The sequence below is a fragment of the Alteromonas sp. KUL49 genome, from assembly GCF_006538345.1.
Lineage (GTDB): Bacteria > Pseudomonadota > Gammaproteobacteria > Enterobacterales > Alteromonadaceae > Alteromonas.
The window spans coordinates 1-20,217 of the sequence record NZ_BJKL01000007.1; the positions used below are offsets into that span (position 1 = coordinate 1).

At 44.2% G+C, this 20,217-nt stretch carries 21 protein-coding genes, 1 tRNA gene and 1 pseudogene; 8 read left to right on the top strand and 15 right to left on the bottom strand.

Annotated features, from left to right (window positions below; all coding sequences use genetic code 11):
• Positions 1–139: 139 nt before the first annotated feature.
• From EYS00_RS12945 to hemW, 4 genes and pseudogenes are all read left to right on the top strand, one after another.
• Positions 140–1,282, top strand: coding sequence for a CCA tRNA nucleotidyltransferase (locus EYS00_RS12945; RefSeq protein ID WP_130637267.1), 1,143 nt, complete (start codon positions 140–142; stop codon positions 1,280–1,282).
• Between the two features lie 49 nt (positions 1,283–1,331).
• Positions 1,332–2,551, top strand: a pseudogene (gene srmB / locus EYS00_RS12950) (ATP-dependent RNA helicase SrmB).
• A 21-nt stretch (positions 2,552–2,572) separates the two neighbouring features.
• Positions 2,573–3,178: an RdgB/HAM1 family non-canonical purine NTP pyrophosphatase gene (gene rdgB, locus EYS00_RS12955; RefSeq protein ID WP_130637271.1), complete on the top strand. Its 606-nt coding sequence runs from the start codon at positions 2,573–2,575 to the stop codon at positions 3,176–3,178.
• Positions 3,171–4,310: a radical SAM family heme chaperone HemW gene (hemW, locus tag EYS00_RS12960; RefSeq protein ID WP_130637273.1), complete on the top strand. Its 1,140-nt coding sequence runs from the start codon at positions 3,171–3,173 to the stop codon at positions 4,308–4,310. The genes rdgB and hemW overlap by 8 nt, the downstream gene beginning before the upstream one ends.
• A gap of 3 nt (positions 4,311–4,313) precedes the next feature.
• On the opposite strand, the gene EYS00_RS12965 is transcribed toward hemW, so the two are convergent.
• The 9 genes from EYS00_RS12965 to EYS00_RS13005 all read right to left on the bottom strand — a co-directional run bounded on the left by EYS00_RS12965 (position 4,314) and on the right by EYS00_RS13005 (position 11,705).
• Positions 4,314–5,069 (bottom strand): DUF2884 family protein, encoded by a 756-nt coding sequence (locus EYS00_RS12965; protein ID WP_242618777.1) that lies wholly within the window; start codon positions 5,067–5,069, stop codon positions 4,314–4,316.
• Between the two features lie 193 nt (positions 5,070–5,262).
• Positions 5,263–5,796, bottom strand: a complete 534-nt coding sequence (locus tag EYS00_RS12970) for a DUF1566 domain-containing protein (RefSeq protein ID WP_130637277.1) — start codon at positions 5,794–5,796, stop codon at positions 5,263–5,265.
• Positions 5,797–5,798: 2 nt separating this feature from the next.
• Complete coding sequence (locus tag EYS00_RS12975; protein ID WP_130637279.1) at positions 5,799–7,556, bottom strand: DUF1566 domain-containing protein; 1,758 nt, start codon at positions 7,554–7,556, stop codon at positions 5,799–5,801.
• Between the two features lie 62 nt (positions 7,557–7,618).
• Complete coding sequence (locus EYS00_RS12980) at positions 7,619–8,107, bottom strand: PAS domain-containing protein (RefSeq protein WP_130637281.1); 489 nt, start codon at positions 8,105–8,107, stop codon at positions 7,619–7,621.
• A complete protein-coding gene (locus EYS00_RS12985) occupies positions 8,104–9,102 on the bottom strand; it encodes a response regulator (protein WP_130637283.1) in 999 nt (332 codons plus the stop codon). The genes EYS00_RS12980 and EYS00_RS12985 overlap by 4 nt, the downstream gene beginning before the upstream one ends.
• Positions 9,103–9,261: 159 nt before the next feature.
• Complete coding sequence (locus EYS00_RS12990) at positions 9,262–9,966, bottom strand: LrgB family protein (RefSeq protein WP_130637285.1); 705 nt, start codon at positions 9,964–9,966, stop codon at positions 9,262–9,264.
• Positions 9,967–9,969: 3 nt separating this feature from the next.
• Positions 9,970–10,365: a CidA/LrgA family protein gene (locus tag EYS00_RS12995; protein ID WP_165399381.1), complete on the bottom strand. Its 396-nt coding sequence runs from the start codon at positions 10,363–10,365 to the stop codon at positions 9,970–9,972.
• A 109-nt stretch (positions 10,366–10,474) separates the two neighbouring features.
• Positions 10,475–11,368: a LytTR family DNA-binding domain-containing protein gene (locus EYS00_RS13000; RefSeq protein WP_130637289.1), complete on the bottom strand. Its 894-nt coding sequence runs from the start codon at positions 11,366–11,368 to the stop codon at positions 10,475–10,477.
• A 10-nt stretch (positions 11,369–11,378) separates the two neighbouring features.
• The gene (locus tag EYS00_RS13005; protein ID WP_130637291.1) at positions 11,379–11,705 is read right to left on the bottom strand and encodes a DUF3718 domain-containing protein; all 327 of its coding nucleotides are present in this window, start codon (positions 11,703–11,705) and stop codon (positions 11,379–11,381) included.
• A gap of 233 nt (positions 11,706–11,938) precedes the next feature.
• Between EYS00_RS13005 and EYS00_RS13010 the strand changes: the two genes are divergently transcribed.
• On the top strand, positions 11,939–12,598 hold the full coding sequence (locus EYS00_RS13010; RefSeq protein ID WP_130637293.1) for a hypothetical protein: 660 nt from the start codon (positions 11,939–11,941) through the stop codon (positions 12,596–12,598).
• Positions 12,599–12,612: 14 nt separating this feature from the next.
• Here the strand turns inward: EYS00_RS13010 and EYS00_RS13015 are convergent, their stop codons facing one another.
• Entirely contained in the window at positions 12,613–12,942 is a 330-nt protein-coding gene (locus EYS00_RS13015) for a hypothetical protein (protein WP_130637295.1), read from the bottom strand.
• 162 nt (positions 12,943–13,104) lie between these two features.
• A complete protein-coding gene (locus tag EYS00_RS13020; RefSeq protein WP_130637297.1) occupies positions 13,105–13,911 on the bottom strand; it encodes an MbnP family protein in 807 nt (268 codons plus the stop codon).
• Between the two features lie 235 nt (positions 13,912–14,146).
• Between EYS00_RS13020 and EYS00_RS13025 the strand changes: the two genes are divergently transcribed.
• A tRNA-Ile gene (locus EYS00_RS13025) sits at positions 14,147–14,223 on the top strand.
• A gap of 19 nt (positions 14,224–14,242) precedes the next feature.
• Here the strand turns inward: EYS00_RS13025 and EYS00_RS13030 are convergent.
• Together EYS00_RS13030 and EYS00_RS13035 are read right to left on the bottom strand one after the other, a co-directional pair.
• Positions 14,243–14,971 (bottom strand): hypothetical protein, encoded by a 729-nt coding sequence (locus EYS00_RS13030; protein WP_130637299.1) that lies wholly within the window; start codon positions 14,969–14,971, stop codon positions 14,243–14,245.
• Between the two features lie 101 nt (positions 14,972–15,072).
• Positions 15,073–16,068, bottom strand: coding sequence for an AraC family transcriptional regulator (locus EYS00_RS13035; protein WP_165399382.1), 996 nt, complete (start codon positions 16,066–16,068; stop codon positions 15,073–15,075).
• A gap of 121 nt (positions 16,069–16,189) precedes the next feature.
• Between EYS00_RS13035 and EYS00_RS13040 the strand changes: the two genes are divergently transcribed.
• Together EYS00_RS13040 and EYS00_RS13045 are read left to right on the top strand one after the other, a co-directional pair.
• On the top strand, positions 16,190–16,666 hold the full coding sequence (locus tag EYS00_RS13040; protein WP_130637303.1) for an SRPBCC family protein: 477 nt from the start codon (positions 16,190–16,192) through the stop codon (positions 16,664–16,666).
• Complete coding sequence (locus EYS00_RS13045) at positions 16,656–17,456, top strand: sterol desaturase family protein (RefSeq protein WP_130637305.1); 801 nt, start codon at positions 16,656–16,658, stop codon at positions 17,454–17,456. Before EYS00_RS13040 ends, EYS00_RS13045 begins: the two co-directional genes overlap by 11 nt.
• An 11-nt stretch (positions 17,457–17,467) precedes the next feature.
• Here EYS00_RS13045 and EYS00_RS13050 read toward each other — a convergent pair whose 3' ends face one another.
• Positions 17,468–18,382 (bottom strand): sensor domain-containing diguanylate cyclase, encoded by a 915-nt coding sequence (locus EYS00_RS13050; protein WP_130637307.1) that lies wholly within the window; start codon positions 18,380–18,382, stop codon positions 17,468–17,470.
• Positions 18,383–20,158 (bottom strand): PAS domain-containing sensor histidine kinase, encoded by a 1,776-nt coding sequence (locus EYS00_RS13055; protein ID WP_130637309.1) that lies wholly within the window; start codon positions 20,156–20,158, stop codon positions 18,383–18,385. It abuts the gene before it with no gap.
• Positions 20,159–20,217: the final 59 nt, after the last annotated feature.

Genomic DNA, 20,217 nt, shown 5'->3' on the forward strand with positions numbered 1-20,217 from the left:
CCGAGATTAAACTACCAGAGCTAGACCAGAAGTCAAAACCAACGGTGGCGTTTATTTGTTGACTCGTATTGTGAGCCAACTCGTTCCGCCATAAAATGGCGGCGGTAAATCAACGACAACCTCAAACAAAAGGCAATACATGCAAATTTATCTAGTCGGCGGTGCAGTTCGCGACACATTACTCGGACGAGAAGTCACCGAACGAGACTACGTTGTCGTTGGTGCCACTGATAAAGAGATGCTCGCGTTGGGTTATCAGCAGGTAGGTAGTGACTTTCCAGTATTCTTACATCCTAAAACCGGAGAAGAATACGCGCTAGCCCGCACCGAACGTAAATCTGGGAAAGGTTATCTTGGTTTTGAATGCGATGCTTCAAAAGAAGTGACTCTGGAAGAAGATCTTCTTCGTAGAGATTTGACTGTTAACGCCATGGCCTTTGACACTGACGGTACACTCATTGACCCTTACGGCGGTGAAGCAGACCTCAACAACCGGTCTCTACGCCATGTTTCCAATGCGTTCAGTGAAGATCCGCTGAGAGTATTTCGCGTTGCGCGTTTCGCGGCACGCTATCATTATCTAGGGTTTTCAATCGCCGCTGAGACCCTCTCATTAATGGCTAACATGGCCCAGTCGGGTGAGCTAATGCATCTCAGTGCAGAGCGCGTTTGGCAAGAAACTAAACGCAGCCTGTTAGAACAAAACCCCGAAGTCTATTTTAATACTTTGCAAATCACCCATAGCCTGAATTCTTGGTTTAGCGGTCTAGAGGAAGAGAGTGTGGGTTATCAATTGGGCATAGCCGCATTGGCCTATGCTTGCAAAAACCACTTTAGTGAAGAAAAGGACATTGAGGTCGCCATCAAATTTAGCCTACTTTGCCATAGTCTCACTACAGAAGCGGCAAAAACGATGACAGCGCAACTCAAATGCCCAAATAGTGTTTCAGATTTGCTCGTATTAGTAACGGAGCACTTAGCCACCCTCATCGATCCGCGTTCAAGCGCCATAGATATCCTCGCCGTATTCAATAAAGCTGATTTATGGCGCAGAAAAGAGAGATTCGATGCACTACTCAAATGCTGCGATATCATCGCGCAAACAAAACGCCTTGATGGATGGGAGCAATACCGGCACGCCTTAATAAAAGGGGCTGAAGCGTCCTCTCAGGTTAATGTTCAAGCCATTATTCAGCAGGGTTTTAAAGGTGCTCAAATAAAGGAGCAACTTAACAAAAGCCGTGTAGCGGCAATTACTCTTGCATTACACTCTGATGTTTAGCACAGGAGTGCTACAATAGCAGGCAATACCTAGCGAAAATGAAGTAATAATGAATTTCGAAGATCTCGAATTAGACGACGCCCTTATTCAGGCGACGACAGATATGGGTTTTGAAAGCCCTACAAGCATACAATCTTTAGTTATCCCACATGCGATGGATGGGCGAGATATTTTAGCCTCGGCTCCCACAGGCACAGGAAAAACCGCCGCGTTTTTACTGCCGGCCTGTCAGTTTTTGCTCGACTTCCCACGTCAACAGCCTGGTGCGACTCGGGTGCTCATACTTACGCCTACCCGAGAGCTGGCGTTACAAGTTTATGAACAAGCCAAAGCAATCACCCAACACACCAACCTTGTGTGTGGTGTAATTACTGGTGGTATTAATTACGGTACCGACAAAGAAACCTTAAGCCAAAACCTAGATATTTTAGTGGCAACACCGGGTCGACTATTCGAACATATTGAAAAAGAAACGGCGGATTGCCGTGACATCGAATGTTTAATTCTCGATGAAGCAGACCGCATGTTAGACATGGGATTCTCTACTATTGTGAATCAAATTGCTGCTGAGGCACGCTGGAGAAAACAAAATATGTTGTTCTCTGCCACACTGGAAGGTGGTGGTGTGAATCAGTTTGCCCGTGACATTCTAAATAACCCAGAAGTTATTGAGGCGAACCCTTCGCGCAAAGAAAAGAACAAGATTCATCAGTGGTACCATCTCGCAGATGACATGGCGCACAAACAAGCGCTGTTGGTTCACATACTTACCACACAAACCAGTTCAGCCGTGGTATTTGTAAAAACCCGCGATAGACTACAGATGCTAAAAGACTTTTTGGCGTCGAAAGACATTCCCGTATGCTGGTTGCAAGGGGAAATGCCACAAGACAAACGCAATGCGGCGCTGGCGCGATTCAAGAGTGGCGAAGTACCTATTCTTTTGGCCACCGATGTTGCTGCTCGCGGTATTGATGTGCCCAACGTAAGTCATGTTATAAACTTTGATATGCCACGCAAAGCCGACATTTACGTTCATCGTATTGGGCGAACCGGCCGAGCTGGCGCAAAGGGCACCGCTATATCATTAGTAGAAGCCCACGACTTTGAAATGATTGGCAAAGCAGCGCGATATATGGGTGAACCATTAAAGTCTCGAGTAATTGCTGAACTTCGCCCTAAAAACAAAGCGCCAAAATCCACCGCGAAAAAGAAAAAGTAAAAGCCAAAACAAAAACGGCTAAAGCGAAAAAAGCCAAGAAAAAATAGCGAGCAAGTAAGAAAAAGCCAATGACAACTTTTCCTAAGAAAATCGTTTTAGCCTCAGGTAACCAAGGCAAATTGAACGAGTTTACCAGTCTGTTCGAGCAGTTCGGCGTGGAAATGGTAGCTCAGAAAACACTGGGCGTAGAAGACGTTCCCGAGACAGGCACTACCTTTGTCGAAAACGCTATCATAAAAGCTCGGCATGCAGCTAAAGTCACAGGCTTACCTGCTATTGCAGACGACTCTGGATTAGTGGTTGATGCCCTTGGCGGCGCGCCAGGTATTTATTCAGCAAGGTATGCTGGTGAACATGGCGATAGTGAAGGAAACATCACCAAGCTGCTCAGTGAAATGGAAGGTGTGAGCAATCGCGCAGCTCATTTCTTTTGCACCTTGGTGTTTATGCAGCACTCTGACGACCCAGTGCCGTTAATTAGCCAAGGAAAGTGGAAGGGTAATATTCAAACTGAGCGTCAGGGCAGTGACGGGTTTGGCTACGATCCGGTATTTTACGTACCAACACATGAGTGCACTGCTGCTGAAATGGCTAAGGCCGAAAAAAATAAGGTAAGCCATCGTGGTAAAGCGCTTGTCACATTACTGGATTCAATGAGACAAACCTTTGCGTAATCCACCACTTAGCTTGTATGTACACATCCCCTGGTGTGTACAGAAATGCCCCTACTGCGATTTTAATTCACACGGCGTAAAGTCGAGCATTCCTGAAAGCGCTTATGTCGCACATTTATTGGATGACTTAGCACAGGATGCGAAACGAATTGGACAACGTGAAGTCGAGACAGTCTTCATAGGTGGAGGTACACCCAGTTTATTTTCGCCCGATGGGATCGCACAGATTATAGAAGGCATGAAGCGCCGCATAAATTTAGCAAAAGACGCTGAAATTACCATGGAAGCCAATCCTGGTACGCTCGAATCAGGGCGATTTGCGGCATTTAAGCAAGCCGGTATTAACCGCTTATCGGTGGGCGTGCAGAGTTTCCAAACGACGCACTTAAAAGCGCTAGGTCGAATTCATGATGCTACGCAAGCTATTGATGGGATAAAGCAAGCTCATGATGCAGGTGTACCTACATTCAACCTAGATTTGATGCATGGATTACCAGAACAGTCTCTTGATAACGCGCTAAATGATTTAAACACGGCGATTGACCTCAATCCATATCACCTATCTTGGTATCAACTTACTATTGAGCCCAACACCCCCTTTTACTCAAAACCACCAGAGCTTCCTGACGACGATATCCTGTGGGATATTCAACAGCAAGGTCATGCAAGGCTTCAGCAAGCTGGGTATACCCAGTACGAGATATCCGCTTACGCTAAAGAAGGCCATCAGTGTGCACACAATCTCAATTACTGGCGATTTGGAGACTATCTTGGTATTGGTTGCGGCGCTCATGGAAAAATCACTGACAGCGACGCAGGAACAATAACTCGAACGGTTAAAGTGAAACACCCGAGAGGATATATGACACTTGACCGTCCGTACCTCGATACCAGTGTTGAGGTGGCAAGAGACGACTTACCCTTTGAGTTTTTTATGAATCGATTTAGGTTGGTAGAGCCTTGCCCTATTGAAGATTATGAAGCACTAACGGGAATGGACTTGTCCAATGAGGTGTTGCAGGCGCTTGAAAACGCCTCAACTCAAGGTTTGTTAGATACCGACAAGCATCAATGGAAGGTAACCGCCAAAGGACGCCGATACCTAAATTCATTGCTGTCTTGCTTTGTATGATGGTTAATCACCAGACTGAGTGTTGTGTTGCGGCTGCGAGGTAATAATGTCATAGGGCTGCAACGCAGTTACCGACGCTCTTAACTTTTCCTCGATGCGATCGAGTCGCTTGAGCTTATTGCAAAACCATTGCGCTTTGTTTCTCAGAGTGTCCGCTTTTGGACCAACTTCTAGTTCAAGTTGTTCACCCATCATTTCTAACTGACGGGCAATCTCTTCCACCCTAGCTTCACTCACTTCGCCTTCTTCTGTGTTGATACCGCCAATGGCCGAAAGAATGCCGCCGATTGAGGTTGATATGGCCTCTTCCAATTGGGCTTCAATCTCAGTATCAACAAACTCATCAACACTCTCAAGGGTACCTGGGCCAATATAATAGTGATTTGACGCATGGCGGAATTTGTCTTTAACCTTCCAGCGAACCCGCTTCATCGCACTGTTCAAACGCTCGAAGCTCTCATGATCTCGTCCTACTAGCCCAAGATATACGCGTTCAATTGTGTCTACCGCAAGATCAACACCTTCAGTTGCCAGCACAATCATTTTAGGAACAACGTAATGCAACCCTCTTGAGTACTCTTTGAGTAAGCGCTGCTCGTCTTCCGACAAGGTCTGGAGCGTGCCGCCAATAAATAGCTGGTGTTGTTCATTAATCTGAATGACAGTGCGTGTTTTTTCCATCACGCGTACCTGAGAATTATTCACCGCAATGCCGTATGCAAAATCGATATCACAAGTAAAATCTGCGTGGGCAGGCATTGCGCTAACAATAAGTGCAAGTGTGGTTACAATGTAAGCACATAGGTGCTTGAAAGGAGCTTTGCTAAATTTCATAGCAATATTGTGGCTAGCTTGCGCGGATTAATAAAGTCTACTTGAGTCTAAATAACGAAAAATCAGGTTAAAGATGAGTTAGGTTCTACTTAACTCACCTCTATGTTATTCATCGACGCTATTCGTCCACGTAGTTTCTCACCAGTCGCACATAAATGAATCTATCCTTTTCTTTTACCGAATGACTCGCGTTAAAAAATGCCACTACCCACGCTCTGTCGGGGTCGGATGTGGAGGGTGTAGATGTCCAAAAATCATCTGGCGGAGTTTCTGGGAACAAGGTGGTATTAATGGCTGGTCGTACACAATCGCGTTCGGTGAGGGTTGCCAATTCCTTAACATTAGGCAATCGCCACCCTAATAGATCCGTGTCACTGGCTTGTTGGGCTAACGCTAGTGCCTCTTGCCATGTATATTGAATTGCGTTACCAGAGCAAGTGGTTCCCGTCCACGTTTGACCTAGTGCACAACGTTGCCAAACCAAGTCGGTGGTTTGGTGCCACACATTCCCCGAGGTAAGTTCAGAGAAATTTGCGCTAGGCGTAGTTTCCAAGCCATCAGCTAAACAGGTTTGTGCATAAACGCCAGAGGGCAGAACAACCGATGCAGCCAATAGCGCCAGCGTAGACAGTGTCGTTAACGTGGTTTTCATAGTTATCTCCCTGCTCTAACTAATCGTACATAAGCGGGTGTCGATTTATTCAGGAAGTTATCTACCCCTGAATCGAAATCAAGTGCCCAAGCATTTTGCGCTGCATCATTACTCACACCATCGGCGCTGGGTACCGACGTCCAATACCAGAGTGGTGTCGTAGCAAGATCGCCAGTGTTTGGGAAGTAATCAGTATCAATAGCGGCTTGTGTTGGAACCCCAAAATGCATAAGCGAGAAAAGCTCATTGTGGGTGGGCATTCGCCAATCATAAAAGCCACATAATCCTTGAGCGTTGACCTCAGTCACATAGGCTTGGGTGTTGCAGTTAGTCAGAGTACAGGTAGCTCCGGTTCCGTTAATGTCTCCCGTAAAACCACCGCTGACTTCATCTTGATACCATGAATAGGTATTGTCGCCATCATGCAGACCGCCATCATCAGTTTTCACTTCCCAAACTAACCCGGTGACATTGTCACGCACACATGACCAGGTGGTTGCACTATCGTCTTGCTCATCGCCGTTCGTGTTCAGTCTTGTAAAATCGAATCCTTGCGCGCCTCTGCCTGCTTTTTCAATGAATCCGTTCTGCGCTACTACATCGGCCCCTCGCTGTGCATCTTGACCTGGCCAATCGTTCTGTTGAACCGTAGTAATAGCTGTATCTGTAGCTTGCTGAAGTACACCTGTATCATTTATCAACTGTGTGGGAAGTGGCCTTATTGCCACACTTATACTGTCATCAACAGTATTTCCAAAGGCATCCGTCACTGAGAGCGTATAAGTCACTAGTGTGTAGCTCTCTACTAATGGCGCTACCGCATAGGTAGATAACTCAGTACTTTCATCAATAGTCAATGCTCCGACCATATTGTCCTCAGATACAGATAATGGCGCATCGGTGGTCCAAAGATAGGTTAATGGTAAAGCACTCGGTACACTGGTACTTGCGGTTCCAGCCAGTAAAATTGTTTCGCCACTGAATATACCCTGACTATATCCTGCACTAACAACAGGCAAGGTATCTGTATCAGTCTGAATCAACAAGCTCACCGAAGATGCCCCAGTCGCTCCTTCTTCATCTGTGACCGTGAGTTGAAACACTAATGTCTCTTGGGTACTTGAAATAGGCGTGACAAAGGTGAGTGTTGCTTCGTCGGCATCAACGCCGGTTATCACATTGGTACCACTGGTTTGAGACCAAGCATAACTAGCGATAGGTGACGAAGAGTCTGATGCATCTTGATCTGTACTATTACTGCCATCGAGTGTGACTGACACCCCTGCAGGCATTGTGTTAGTCGCTAACCCATCCCACTGTGGCACCGTGATCAAAGCCACTGGTGAAATATTTGTTGGCTCAACCGTTACAACTAGGGTATCACTCACACTAGCACCAGCGGTGTCATTCACCAGTAAGGTGAGGGTATAAAGTGTAGATTCTGTTACTGCAGGGGCGGTGAACGTTGCAGAACCAGTGGTGTTGTCTTCTTGAGTAATATCGAGAGAAGGTGACGAGGACCAAGAGAAAGTGTATGGCTGAGTACCGCCTTGAGCGGTTGCGGAAAGCACTACCTCACCACCTTCGGTCACACTGATGTCAGCGCCGGCGTTGGCAAACAAATTAACTGTCCCAGAGCTAGTGTCATCGTCCGAACCACCGCCGCAGGCTGTTATCGCAACCGTTATAATTAACAAAAAGAACAGCCTGAAAAAGCCATTCAACGATTCTTTGATACCTCTAAAAAGGAAAGAACCCATAGGAAGCGAGTCTCCGATTACATGAGAAAACAAACTTACAAATCGATGCGAGAGCTGTATGGCTAACTTCGCTGAGAACGTTCCTGAGCTTCGCTCATCAGTACTTGAAGTGATTCAAGCTGCTTCTTACCCACCGCAACATCTGTCATGTCATAAATCATCATGCTAATGAAATCCACTTTCCCCGTAGCTGATACTAATGGGGATAAAGTGATATTCTGATACATGAACGATTCACTACCTGTAATCGGCCGATAGTTTGCAAACTTAAATAAATAAGGGCGTTGCTCCCACGTCAGAAAGGCGCGAGATTTCAATTCAAAAACAGGTTTAGTTTTCTGCTTGAACCAGTTTTGGTCAATGTGCGGAAACAACTCAAATAAGGATTTGTCTCTAACATCACTAGGAAGCAAGCCACTGTGGCTTTCCATAAAACCATTCCAAATTTGGATATTACAATTGCGATCTAGCACGACTATACCCACGTCTACCGACTGGAGCATGTCCATCATCCAATGAAACTCTTGCAATTCTTCCAAGGACTGGCTCATTCAAAATCCTCCAACAAATGAGACAACTTCTTATTCATCATTTCCATAGAGTCTTCAGTGAACAATAGAATCAAGTCGCATTGCACATTGTAACCTTCTAAACCGTAACTTAGCTCAATGGCCAAAGTACGCTTCCACTTAATTTTGTTCATGGAAATAATTTCAGTAATTGCTCGATGTTGCCCCAAAACAATAGGATGGCCCTGACTAAAATTAACGTCCATTTGGTTGGCTAGCCCAGTCAAGCAGGTACCGATCAAGATGCTAGCTGCATCCATTAACAACTCTAATTGGAGTTGGTCATCTACTGCGCCTTTGACATCGAGTATTTTCGCCACATCGTCAAAGCTCGAATCGCTCAGAATACAGAGTGCTTCACCGCTTATCCCCGGCCCGATAAACCCCTGACACACCGCTGAAACTTGCTCGTGACTCTCAATATCAGAGAGCATCATATGTAATTCGGATACTTCGATAAGGTTGACGTTAGGAATGGGTAAACGTACAAAAACATTCATTATGCGAGCAAGGTGATCGCCAGCCTGCCCCATAGCAATATTGGTAATTTCTTGATAGCAATCGCGAACGTCTGGGTGTAACGAAGCTTCTTCTACCTCTTCTTCTTTTTCGCTAGCTAATACGTTGTGCTTAGTTAATACACTGTGCAACGTCTGTGGGTCTACCGGTTTTCTAATGAAGTCTATTGCACCGAGCGAGGTAACCCTTTGATGTGCCTCTGGTTGAATATCACCAGAAATAACTACCGTCTTAGTAGATAGGTTAGCCTGCTTTATCGCTTCAAGAGTTTGATACCCATCCATGATTGGCATGTTGAGATCGAGAAGCAATAAGTCACCCTTGCCTTGGTTAAGCAACCCCATGGCCTCTTCACCATTTTTGGCAAAGTGAACGGACACCTCCCAATCTTGGGGAAGGCATTTAGCCACCTGCTTACGAGCAACTAGAGAATCATCACAGACGAGAACAGAATACATGGAGACGTTGGACCACCCATTTACTTGGACTTGCTAAAACTACAACGCTGAATTTTACTGTAGTACTTAAAATCACACCCGTCTATATTGACGGGAAATAACACTAATAGAAATAGCACTTTTGGCGAATTTTGCCATTAAAATTAGGCGAGTAGTTGTTTAAACCGCTATGAACAAGGAAAACAAAGGTGGCAGTATCAATACGGTGACAATACCAGTGATACACATTGCAAGTACTGCCATAGCAGCAACTTGCTCTCCCTTTTGAATGGCTTTTGCCGTGCCAATTGCATGTGCAACGGTGCCTAACGCCAACCCTTGAGCATTTGCATTCGAAATTTTTAGTAGGCGAAAGAGACTATCTGACATGATGGCACCTACAATACCTGTTACTATTACAAACACCGCTGCCAACTCTCCCACACCACCGATAGCGTCAGCAGTACTCATCGCAAAAGGTGTAGACACTGACTTTAACATCATCGTAAGTTGTAGAGTCATGGGAGCATCAAAGATATACAGTGTGAAGCAAGCCAAAACAGGCGCAAAAACGCCGCCGAATGCGATGCTGATCCACCCGTTCACACCAAGCTTTTTAACACGATCCCACTGGTTGTGAATTGGGACTGCCAACGCAACGGTCGCAGGCCCCAATAGCCAGTGTAAAAGATAGGTGTATGATTGAAACTGTGTCACTTGCGTATCAGAAACTACCAGTAATAAGCTCACTAGCGCTACAGTAACTACTATGGGGTGACAAAGTGGGTTAAGCCGCAATTTTTTTGCACAGGCCAGCGCAATTCCATAGCAACATACGGTAACAACGAGCCACACAATCATGTTAGTGAACGTTTGAAGATCCATAGATTACTGACACTTCTCGTCTATGTTCGATGGGGTTTCAGACTCGTCATCGGCCATAAGCCATACGGTAAGCTTTGCTTGTATGCCTAAAACCAGACAAGTTGTCACTACAACAGCAATAGCTAAACTCGTGATGTTATCGGTGATATTTGTCCAATAGACGCCGACTCCCATCACAACAGGAATAAAGAGCAAAGACATATGAGAGAGCAATGGCTGAGCAGCGAATGCCACTGAGTCTTTAATGGATGGCAAAACAAACAGCAGAATGAGCAACATCATGAGTCCACAAACAGCGCCGGGTACTGCTAGATGAAAGATGTCGGAGATAAAGAGACCCAACCAATAACACGCTAATATAACCGAAGCTCCAACTAGCCCAGTTATTAACTTTTTCAATAACACACCGTATCTCAAACAATTAATGACCCGTAGCAGTGTACCGCTAGAATAAGCTCCGAGCTAATAATACGTTGGTCTGAATAGGTTGTTCGTCCTCTTCATTTGTTTAAGGCCTAGTCGGCTTTTGCCAATGCCGCCAATACTCAGCAAAATACCGTCGGCTAATTTTGAGGCGATTACCATCACTCAATATAATAAAGTTAATACCTGTATGAGTCTGTTCGAGGCTTGACACAAAGTCAGTGTTTACTAGTACGGAACGACTCGCCTTTACAAATCGACTATCGTTAAGCTTATCAATAAGGTCAGTCAGTGTGATGCGAACCACCACGTTTTCAGCCCCCAGACGAATGCACATATAGTCTCCAGCAGCTTCAACCCAAATCAAGGATTCAAGCTCTATCGACCGCCAACCATGCTCTGTCTTCAAACCGATTGAATGCGGCTTACTTCTGTCGGCATACTGCCTTTTCAAACTAGCGAGTAAAGCAGCTTCGCTTACACCGAGTTGCTTGGACAACCCACGGGTCAGACTGTTGTGTTTTGCGTTGCGCTGTCGACACATATGTCGCTGCTCAACTCTTTTCAATGCAGTAGTAATCTCATCAGTATCCGCATCATGAGAGACAAACCCCCATGCTCTGCTCGAAAACGCAATCAAAGCATCGGTGTTATTGTCGCCAACAGCAATCCAATCGTTGTGACTATTAGACAATATTCTCGATCTCGCTGGTAGAAAGCTAACAGCTGTGGGCATAACGTCCAGCAAGCTGAAATAATGATCTTCATCTGACACGTCATAAACACGGTCAAACTTGTCGGTTGCAATGAGTTGCTGACATAACGCGTGGGTTTGTGCTTGACAGTACAAAAATACCACCGCAACCATTGCATCGGGTTCGGGTGATAGCAACATAGTGGAATCTGCAGGTGGTGAAGAAAAAAGGGCCGCCCGAGATTGCGACAGCCCCAACTCCAGGGATGAGAAAAGGTGTATCATAACCGTGGGCCTAACGCTTAGCCGTTAGTGCTCCATTATTGTCTTCAAAGTAGCGAGCAAGGTACTCGTGTGTGTCTTTAGCGTTGTTTTTCATAGCAAAGGTCATCATGTCATCACCATTGCACACTAAACCATTAGCCAGAGCACGGTAGCTTATCCCACTCTTTTTGACCGCAAGACGAAGATCAAGGCGGTCGTCATTTTGAATAGCTTCGCAAATCTTAATAAGGTCATCTTCAATATGAGCCGGGTAAGATTCAGCAGAGGCAGTGCTAGCAACTGAAAGGCCAAGACAAGTAGCGGCAAGTGTAAAGGTAATACGGCGTGGCAAGTTCATAATCATATCCTCAATGTGTTAGGCAACGCGGAGGCCGTGTTCTTGCCGCCGCCCATTTAACCTAGTGAATTTTTTGAGGCGATACGTTATTAAATCGTTAAACTGCGGTTATCTGAGATGTTGCGATAAACGCCCAAAATGTGCAGATAAATCGTCTTTCTACTGTGCATTTGGTCGAAAAGCGCACATACTTTGAAACAACCTCCATTTTTATTCACAAGGAAGGGAAAGAAATGCACCAATCACATCCTTATCCATCGATTCGAGCACAAATGAGACCGGGAGATGTTATCGCGTTCGGAGGAAATAGCTTGTTCTCTCGATGGACCAAATTAACCACACGCTCGTCAGTCACTCATATTGCCATTGTTATGCAGACAAAAATGAGGGACGAAGAAGGTGGGCGGTATTTCAACCAAGTCATGGAAGCGACGGCCTATCAAGGAAAGCGAGGTGTGATGACTAATCGTCTGAGCGACCGCCTACGGGATTATGACGGCGATATTTGGTGGCTTCCTTTGGGAGAACAAGCACGTGAAAAATTCGAACAAAACCGCACTGAATTTTTCAATTTTATGTTCGAACAAGATGGTAAAGGCTATGATATTTTGCAGTTGTTTGGCTCTGCAGTAGACGCCATAGACGATCACCCGCTACTGGGTAAGATAAGCCATAATCAAGAGGATTTCAGTAGCTGGTTTTGTTCAGAGTTAGTTGCAGAAGGCCTCGAAAAAGCAGGGATAGTAAACAACGTTAATGCCTCTGAAGTCACCCCCGTAGACATATGCCGATTTGCAATATTCGAGAACCGCTACGTTCAGCTAAAAGGCGATAAGCGAAAGATAATGGGATTTAATTCTTTTGAAGCGGACAATTGGGGTCAGCTAGACTGACCCCGGATACAGCATCAAAAAATACTGTCTTGGTGGATTTTGATAAACATACTGGTGTCGGGCTTACTGTAATCGATTTTGTACTCTTTTCCGTTGAGAGTTTGAATAAATATCAGTGTTTTTTCGTCACCAAAAATTTCACCGGTAGTTACATCGACCAATTCCATATCCATCATTTTGGCTTCGCGCTTATTCTCTGGGATTTTTCCTTCGTAGCGCTTAATACCTTTATAAGTGACGAGGATCGGCGGCGTATCATCGCCATTAACTACCAAAAGGTCGAGCTTTCGAATTTTGTGGATAAGGGTATTACGACCACTTACCAAATACGGCTTTTCTGTCATTATCGTCTCCGCGACAGCTACTTCTTAAATATTACTTAACATATAGAACAAAAACATATCAAAAATTGTTTAATCATGCACGAATAAACAAAAATACCCAGATATTTTCTACTTAAGTATAATCAAAAATAATGACCTTGCTAGCAATCACCTTAAAGGTTGTTAAATTTTGTACACATTGTCATCCCACTGTATCCAGGGGCGCTGGAGTAAATTTCTCAACAATTGATCACATGGCGCTTGTTCTGGCGAAGTAAAAACGCATCCAGCTTCATATTGACTGAAGTTCACCTGAGAAACGATATTCGATACCGACAGTTCCAACGTGAGTTCCGTATCAAACTGCAACATAGGTAATATAAATTCAATTCGATTCGTAAATCCGCATGCCCTGTTGGGAGCATGGTTTGGCGACACTGATTCACACTCTGCACTGCCCAGGTGATAGGCAAATGTTTCCGTTGGAGTACTTGTTTTATGCATATCTAAGCGCAAATAATAGTGACCATTTTGAGCATTCAAAAACATGTTTGGGGCGCCCAAAGGTGCTGTAGGTGGTGTATCTAGTGCATGATTGTTTTCAAACGGTACTGCCAAGGTAAAGCGCAGATTGGTGGCTAATTTCATTAGTTTTTCTGACGCATTTAAAACAATACTTTGATTTCCTGATGGCGTCTCGCCACAGGCATTGTGAAAAGACAATAAGGCAATATTCTTTGTTTGCCACTCACTGGGATGAAACGCAATAGCATGCCAGCGTCCGTCGATTCTAATCTCAGGATTACTTAGGTAAAACGCGAAATGATCGACTGTCCATGGTTGACCTTCAACGGTGACTTCTAGTGGGCAAGCATCGTTTGATAACCCGGTAAGCACAAAAGGTATTTCTCCCGGCTGTCGAGAAGGAGCAAACCAGTCATCACAACCAGATAACCCGGCCACAATAACTATCAAGAAAAGTGCGCGCATACAAAACGACTTAACAACGCGAGAAAAACAGACATTCATGGACTGACAACTACCGCAAAAAATAACCAATTAATAGGCTTAAGTTACACATAAATGGGCCAATAAAGAAGACAATGAACAAAAATCAAGCAAACTATCTATCAAAAACATTTCCACACGTGACATGATTGGTAAAACTGCTTATACTGCGCTCGTTTCTAGCCAAGGTGGCTATTAACAGACTTCATCAAGAAATGGCCCTATAGCTCAGTTGGTTAGAGCACCCGACTCATAATCGGTAGGTCCCCTGTTCAAGTCAGGGTGGGGCCACCATTTCCTCAAACGTGTAGCACTAGATTCTTTCTCCAAACTCAAACACACAAGTTTCAGCCAGTGGATTAGCGCTATTATCATTAATAAGCGTTAATGATGTGAGTACAAGATCACTCACTTTATCGGCAGTATGGTTTTGTGAAATCTCAAAGTAGTAGTTGGCATAGTGAGCGCCCACCTCTTGCAGCTCTAGGTAAGGAAATTGACGGAACTTCCACTGCCCGTTACCAGTAGCAGTAACACTATCCCCAGTATTTTCGTCTTCTCGATTTAGCTCAAGCGTATAAGTACCGTTTTTATGTAGGGTAAGCCGTTTGCCATCACCACACCCTTCTCCCACATAAACATGCACTAGGTCCTGTGGCAAAAGCGAATCAGCGGGCCTTTGTCCATCGGGAAACAAAAAAATAGCGAGTGAATTTTTCGTATACCAATGATTGCCTTGGGTAATTGACGCTGTGGAATTAATCGGAAAACCTAGACGTTTTGTCACTTCACTTGTTGTGTCGATGGTCTGTTCATCTTGAAGCAATAACGAGTACAGTAATGTATTGGTCGATATAGTTGTAGGGAAATCGAACTCATTGAGTTTGACCTGCAAATCTTCTTTTTCCAGTTGTTCGGTCAACTCATTTCGTTGCTCGTCATCTAAGTACTTAGCATATACGTAAATCGTGGGTTGATTTGCACAAGCACTCAATAGCAACAGTAAAAATAGGCAACTAAATAATTGATACAAACATTTCATTAAGCGAATTTCTCTCATTTGATAAATATTAAGATTACAATTGTAATCCCATTTTTTAAGAAAACAACTACGTCTTAATATCTAGTTTTTATGCATTGCTTTTAGCACCTATCCATACTCTTTTTAAATGTTGAGGGTGTTTGATCAAACCATCGCCTAAATGCCTTGTTAAACGCACTTTGATCGTTGAATCCAAGTAAATTGGATAGTTCAGATAAACTTGTATTCACAATGAGTCGTTGCGCCCTCTTTTTTCTTTCTTTATCTAACATGCGGACGAAAGTTGTCCCCTCAGCTTGCAGACGTCGTTGCAGTGTTCTTGGCGATAAAGTAAAAGCAATTGCATATGTATCTAGCGATACTTCCCCTAAATTCGGTGTTTGTTCGAGTAAGTGGCTTAGCTTATCTTGATAAGGGTGTGATGATGCTAAGGCAGTCAGTTGCGACTCTGAAAGATTAGTCAGTGTCGAATATAAATCTGGATTTTTAGAATCAAAGCTTAAATACAAAAACGCTGTAGGAAAAATAAGTGCATTGTACTGCTGCTTGGTACACACTTCACAACCAAACCACTGCTCAAGTAGCGACCGTTCATGACCAGACAACGCAACCGTCAAATTCATCTTACTTGGGGCAATGTCGCTACGAACAATCTTTCTTGTTATCGCTACCCATGCGGTCATGTTCCGCAGAATCACGTGTTTATTTGTCTGTGTTTTTGGTGTCCATCTAATTTCAACATAGTGTTCGTTGTGAAGCACGCTAGCCACAGCAATATCCGCAACTAAACTATCAAATCGGAGTAAGACCTTCAGTGCTGCCTCTAGGGTTGAACAAGACTCCACTAGATAACCAAGTACACCAAAATCTGCGGTGCGAATATCTTGCCCCAAATGAAACCCGAAAAGACGGTCTGACAGCAAGGACTCCCCCAGACAAAGGAGCTTTTCGTAGCTTTCTAGTGAAACCCGAACATCAGCATTATTCAGATCAGAAAAATCTTCCTTGAGCATACATAAAGCGTCTTCAGGGCTCACGCCATGCTGCTCTAGATATTGAAGCACACTCGAAAAATACGCTTTAGATGTTGTAAGCACTAGACACATTACTCAGCAGAATTACTCTAACCACTTTGACGCCTGAGGACAAATTATTGTCGTCTTTTAGCAAGCTTGTAAACCTAATAATGCTTAAACTGTTAAATAAGTGAACTGAAAAATGAGTGTGAAATTGTACATTCACGTTAAACAGGCAATGAAAGCGACAACTCTTCAGGTGAGAGACGAGCTGCTTAATCACGAAGGGCTAGAGCGGTTTTTCAATGCACGTTTTCAAGTAAAATCAACCACCAACCAATCTGAAGTAGTGGGCGGCGAAGGTACAAAGCGCACGGTAAAAATCGGACCAATCAGTTTTGATGAGGTTATTACTGTCGTCAACGACGATACGATTTGCTATGCGGTGGTAGGTGATGCCCCAGTAAAAAATCACTTAGGAACGATAAAACTCTACAACAGCGGCTCTTACTGTGAGGTTGACTACACCATTACATGCCAGTCAAACACGCTACTACCCGGGTTCATCCTCAGCTGGTTTATCAAACGTGACGTTACGTCAGCACTGTTCAAGTTAGCAACATACTTTGACTCTCATCATCAACCTTCTTCAGAGGTAAGAGAGCGCCATGAAAGTTGAAATCATTCTATTGCTATTGAGCCCTATTTTTCTCATATGTATCGCTTGGGAATATAGATCCCATAGGGAAAATTATTCAATCAAGGACAGTGTTAGCAGCACATTGCTTGCGCTATTACATCAAGGCTCTGATCTTCTCGCGTTCACCTTGCTAAGCCCACTATTCTTGTATCTCTACCAGTGGCGTCTCTTCGACATCGAGTTAACATTCATTACTGTGTTCCTCGCATTTGTTCTGCAGGACTTTCTTTACTATTGGTTCCACAGGGCTAGCCACAACATTCATTGGATGTGGGCGGCACACGTTGTGCACCACAGTTCACCTAAGATGAACTTAACGACAGCATTTCGACAGAGCTTTATGTATCCACTTGCTGGAATGTGGGTGTTCTGGATGCCATTAATATTCATTGGCTTTCCAATAGAACTTACTTTTTTGGTGGTCGCACTTAATCTTGCTTTTCAGTTTTTTGTGCATACTCAAGTGATCAAAAACCTAGGATGGGTTGAGTACCTATTCAACACACCCTCCCATCACCGAGTTCACCATTCGGTCGCAGACCAGCATATTGATAAAAACTTCGCGGGCGTATTGATTATCTGGGATAAACTATTTGGAACATTCGAGGCAGAGTCCGAGCTCATTCCCTGTAAATATGGTGCTGTTGGTCACCCCTACCAATTGAACCCAATAAAAGCCACATGGTGGCAATGGGGGTATATGATCGCAAAGTGTGGGAAAGCGAGGGGTTTTACAAGTAAGCTAAAGGCACTGTTTGGTTACCCTTAATTTGAATCGTTCTAACGCGACCTAACATTGATACGATTTTTCCCAGATTGTTTGGCCTCGTACATCAAGCTATCAGACATAGTAACGAAAGCCTTAAAGTCATTGTCTGTAGGCACGATTGAACACAACCCGATGCTTACTCCTAGGTGCCCTGCATCTTGGCCGTCGAGTGCACTTATAGGAACAGTGTTAATCTCGTTTAATAGGTTGTGCGCCAGCTTTAAGGATTGGCCTCTAGACGTATTTCCCCATAATGCGACAAATTCATCACTGCCCAAACGAGCGCACATATCTGATGCTCTCCCCGTATACTGCTTCATTTTTTGCGCAACTTCTCTTAAGCAGTTATCGCCAATCTCGTGACCAAAGCTATCATTGATCGCTTTGAGGCCATCAATATCGACAATTGCGAGGGAGATAGGATGCTGATTTCTGCGACAATGATGCCACTCGTAGTCAAGAAACTCATCGAATCTGCGGCGGTTAGCAATTTTAGTCAATGGGTCTGTGCGAGTCAGTCGCTGATTCTCACGCTCTAAACTTTTTCGCTGTGAGATATCCTGATGAGAAATAATAAAGTAGGTACTGTCGTTATATTGAAATCTGTCTATTTTCATTTCGTACCAAGCATTACCGTCATTATGGCTTGGGTACTCCATGGTAAAGTTGGACAAAGTGCCGTTTCTCAGTTTTGTTAAGCCTTGAATAACAAGGGTTTTGAACTCTCCACTGTCATAGTCCAATGTAGATTCTGGCTGATAATAGTTATACCCAATCCATTCAACATTCGATGGAGGGCTATATTGGTTCGAAAATGAGCTCCACGCTTGATTCACGTAAACAATGGTGAACTGGCTATCCATAATAGCAATAGGATGAGTAAAGGCCTGAAAGGCTTGAGACAGTAAATGATCAGACATATCCATTTACTCTGTTCCTATCGGAAAACTGAGTTCAAACTTTGTCCATTCGTCCAGTCTACTCGTTGCCGTTATCTCTCCTTTTAATGACTGAGTCACTAGGTTGTAAACCACACTCAGCCCCAGCCCTGTGCCACCATGCTCCCGGCTAGTGGTATAAAAGGGCTCAAATATGCGCTTTAATGCGTTACTGTCTATACCGCAGCCATTGTCTTGAAATGTAATGAGCAACCTTGCTTCAACCTGCTTAAAGTGAATGCGAATCTCACCATTAAACACCTCTCTAAACCCATGGGTAAATGCGTTATCGATTAAATTGGTGACTATTTGAGAAACTGCACCTGGAAGCGTTTTAACAACGACGTTGTCTTTTCCACTCACGAACATTCTTATGTTTTTCTTCTCTACCTTGGGTGACATCGCACTGAGGATCTCTTTTAGGTATGACTTCACGTTTATCGAACGTTGCTCATTATGAGTTTGATCTACCGCTATTTGTTTAAAGTTTTCAACAAGCTCTGCGGCTCTGTGTAGATTTGTCAGAAGCAAATCACAACCGTTGGTGATGTCGTGACAATACTCGTCAAATTTACTCTTACTCAGTGAGCCCGTTTTAGCACTGGATTGCAGCGAGCCAGAGATGTGTTCTAAATGGCTAGCACAGGTTAATGCTACACCCAGTGGCGTGTTAATTTCGTGAGCTACTCCTGCAACAAGATTACCTAGTGCAGCCATTTTTTCGCTTTCAATGAGTTGCTCTTGCGTTGATTTTAGGGCGCTAAGCGTCTCTTCTAATTTGCAATTAGATTGAGTCAGCGCTTCGGTGCGTTCTTCCACCAAGGATTCCAACGACTCGTTAAGTGCTTGTAGTTGACTTTGGACATCTTTGAGTAGCGTGATATCGTCGTAGGTTCCTACCACCCCTACTACATCATCGTTGTCATCAATGATGGGACGTTTGGACGTTCTCAACCAAATAGTATTTCCATTCTGATGTGTCTGCGGTTCTTCTGAACAAATCATGTGTTCTCTCGTAGACATCGTATTTGCGTCATCGCCACGATACAGCTCAGCTTGCTCTGGGAAGACATCAAAATCGGTCAAACCAACGAGGTCCGCAGGACAGTTTTTTGAAGCGTCATCTGAGAACGCCTTATTACAACCGACATAAACTGACTGACGATTCTTCCAAAACACCCGCTGTGGCATAAGGTCTAATACGGTTTGGTAAGTATTGATATCGAGTTTTTGCTTTAAATACACACTTCGATTCACAAAGTGCGACGATAAACACTGATGTACTGCTGGGAACATAGTGTCCATTGCTGTGGCTTCCTTGACCTTGCATATTACGAGCCCACACAAATCGTTTTTATTAAAAAAAGGAACTACCGAGAAATGCTGGTCACTGAAGTTAAATTTAGATACCCAGGACTCAACACTAAGAAGATTGTCACGGAGTGATTCACCTGTAACTAGGAGTTCACTTCTTTTTTCATACAAAGCTTGAAACAAAGTGGGGCGCTCGTTCTCAGCAAGCTCAAACTCGAACTTACCAGCGTTTTTTCCATGAGAATTACTCGCCACTAAATGATGAGAGAACTTATAGCGATTGTTCTGACTGTCTTTATAGACTTCGCTAAATATAATGAGTCTAGTGGAGAGCAATTCAGACAAGGCGCCTAGCGTTTCAGTAAACAAATTTCCTTGAGTTTCATCAGTGACTTTTGTGTCCAACAAACCACGGATGATGTTCAGTTGCAATTCACTCTGCGCTGACATTCAGTAACCTCAATGTGGAGCCGTTCATTTAAACATGACCTAACGGTCGCTTCCTTACC

Coding starts and splice junctions, on each gene's coding strand:
- EYS00_RS12945 (WP_130637267.1), top strand. CDS start 140: ATGCAAATTTATCTAGTCGGCGGTGCAGTTCGCGACACATTACTCGGA.
- rdgB (WP_130637271.1), top strand. CDS start 2,573: ATGACAACTTTTCCTAAGAAAATCGTTTTAGCCTCAGGTAACCAAGGC.
- EYS00_RS12965 (WP_242618777.1), bottom strand. CDS start 5,069: ATGCCTGCCCACGCAGATTTTACTTGTGATATCGATTTTGCATACGGC.
- EYS00_RS12970 (WP_130637277.1), bottom strand. CDS start 5,796: ATGAAAACCACGTTAACGACACTGTCTACGCTGGCGCTATTGGCTGCA.
- EYS00_RS12975 (WP_130637279.1), bottom strand. CDS start 7,556: ATGGGTTCTTTCCTTTTTAGAGGTATCAAAGAATCGTTGAATGGCTTT.
- EYS00_RS12980 (WP_130637281.1), bottom strand. CDS start 8,107: ATGAGCCAGTCCTTGGAAGAATTGCAAGAGTTTCATTGGATGATGGAC.
- EYS00_RS12985 (WP_130637283.1), bottom strand. CDS start 9,102: ATGTATTCTGTTCTCGTCTGTGATGATTCTCTAGTTGCTCGTAAGCAG.
- EYS00_RS12990 (WP_130637285.1), bottom strand. CDS start 9,966: ATGGATCTTCAAACGTTCACTAACATGATTGTGTGGCTCGTTGTTACC.
- EYS00_RS13000 (WP_130637289.1), bottom strand. CDS start 11,368: ATGATACACCTTTTCTCATCCCTGGAGTTGGGGCTGTCGCAATCTCGG.
- EYS00_RS13005 (WP_130637291.1), bottom strand. CDS start 11,705: ATGAACTTGCCACGCCGTATTACCTTTACACTTGCCGCTACTTGTCTT.
- EYS00_RS13010 (WP_130637293.1), top strand. CDS start 11,939: ATGCACCAATCACATCCTTATCCATCGATTCGAGCACAAATGAGACCG.
- EYS00_RS13015 (WP_130637295.1), bottom strand. CDS start 12,942: ATGACAGAAAAGCCGTATTTGGTAAGTGGTCGTAATACCCTTATCCAC.
- EYS00_RS13020 (WP_130637297.1), bottom strand. CDS start 13,911: ATGCGCGCACTTTTCTTGATAGTTATTGTGGCCGGGTTATCTGGTTGT.
- EYS00_RS13030 (WP_130637299.1), bottom strand. CDS start 14,971: ATGAAATGTTTGTATCAATTATTTAGTTGCCTATTTTTACTGTTGCTA.
- EYS00_RS13040 (WP_130637303.1), top strand. CDS start 16,190: ATGAGTGTGAAATTGTACATTCACGTTAAACAGGCAATGAAAGCGACA.
- EYS00_RS13045 (WP_130637305.1), top strand. CDS start 16,656: ATGAAAGTTGAAATCATTCTATTGCTATTGAGCCCTATTTTTCTCATA.
- EYS00_RS13050 (WP_130637307.1), bottom strand. CDS start 18,382: ATGGATATGTCTGATCATTTACTGTCTCAAGCCTTTCAGGCCTTTACT.
- EYS00_RS13055 (WP_130637309.1), bottom strand. CDS start 20,158: ATGTCAGCGCAGAGTGAATTGCAACTGAACATCATCCGTGGTTTGTTG.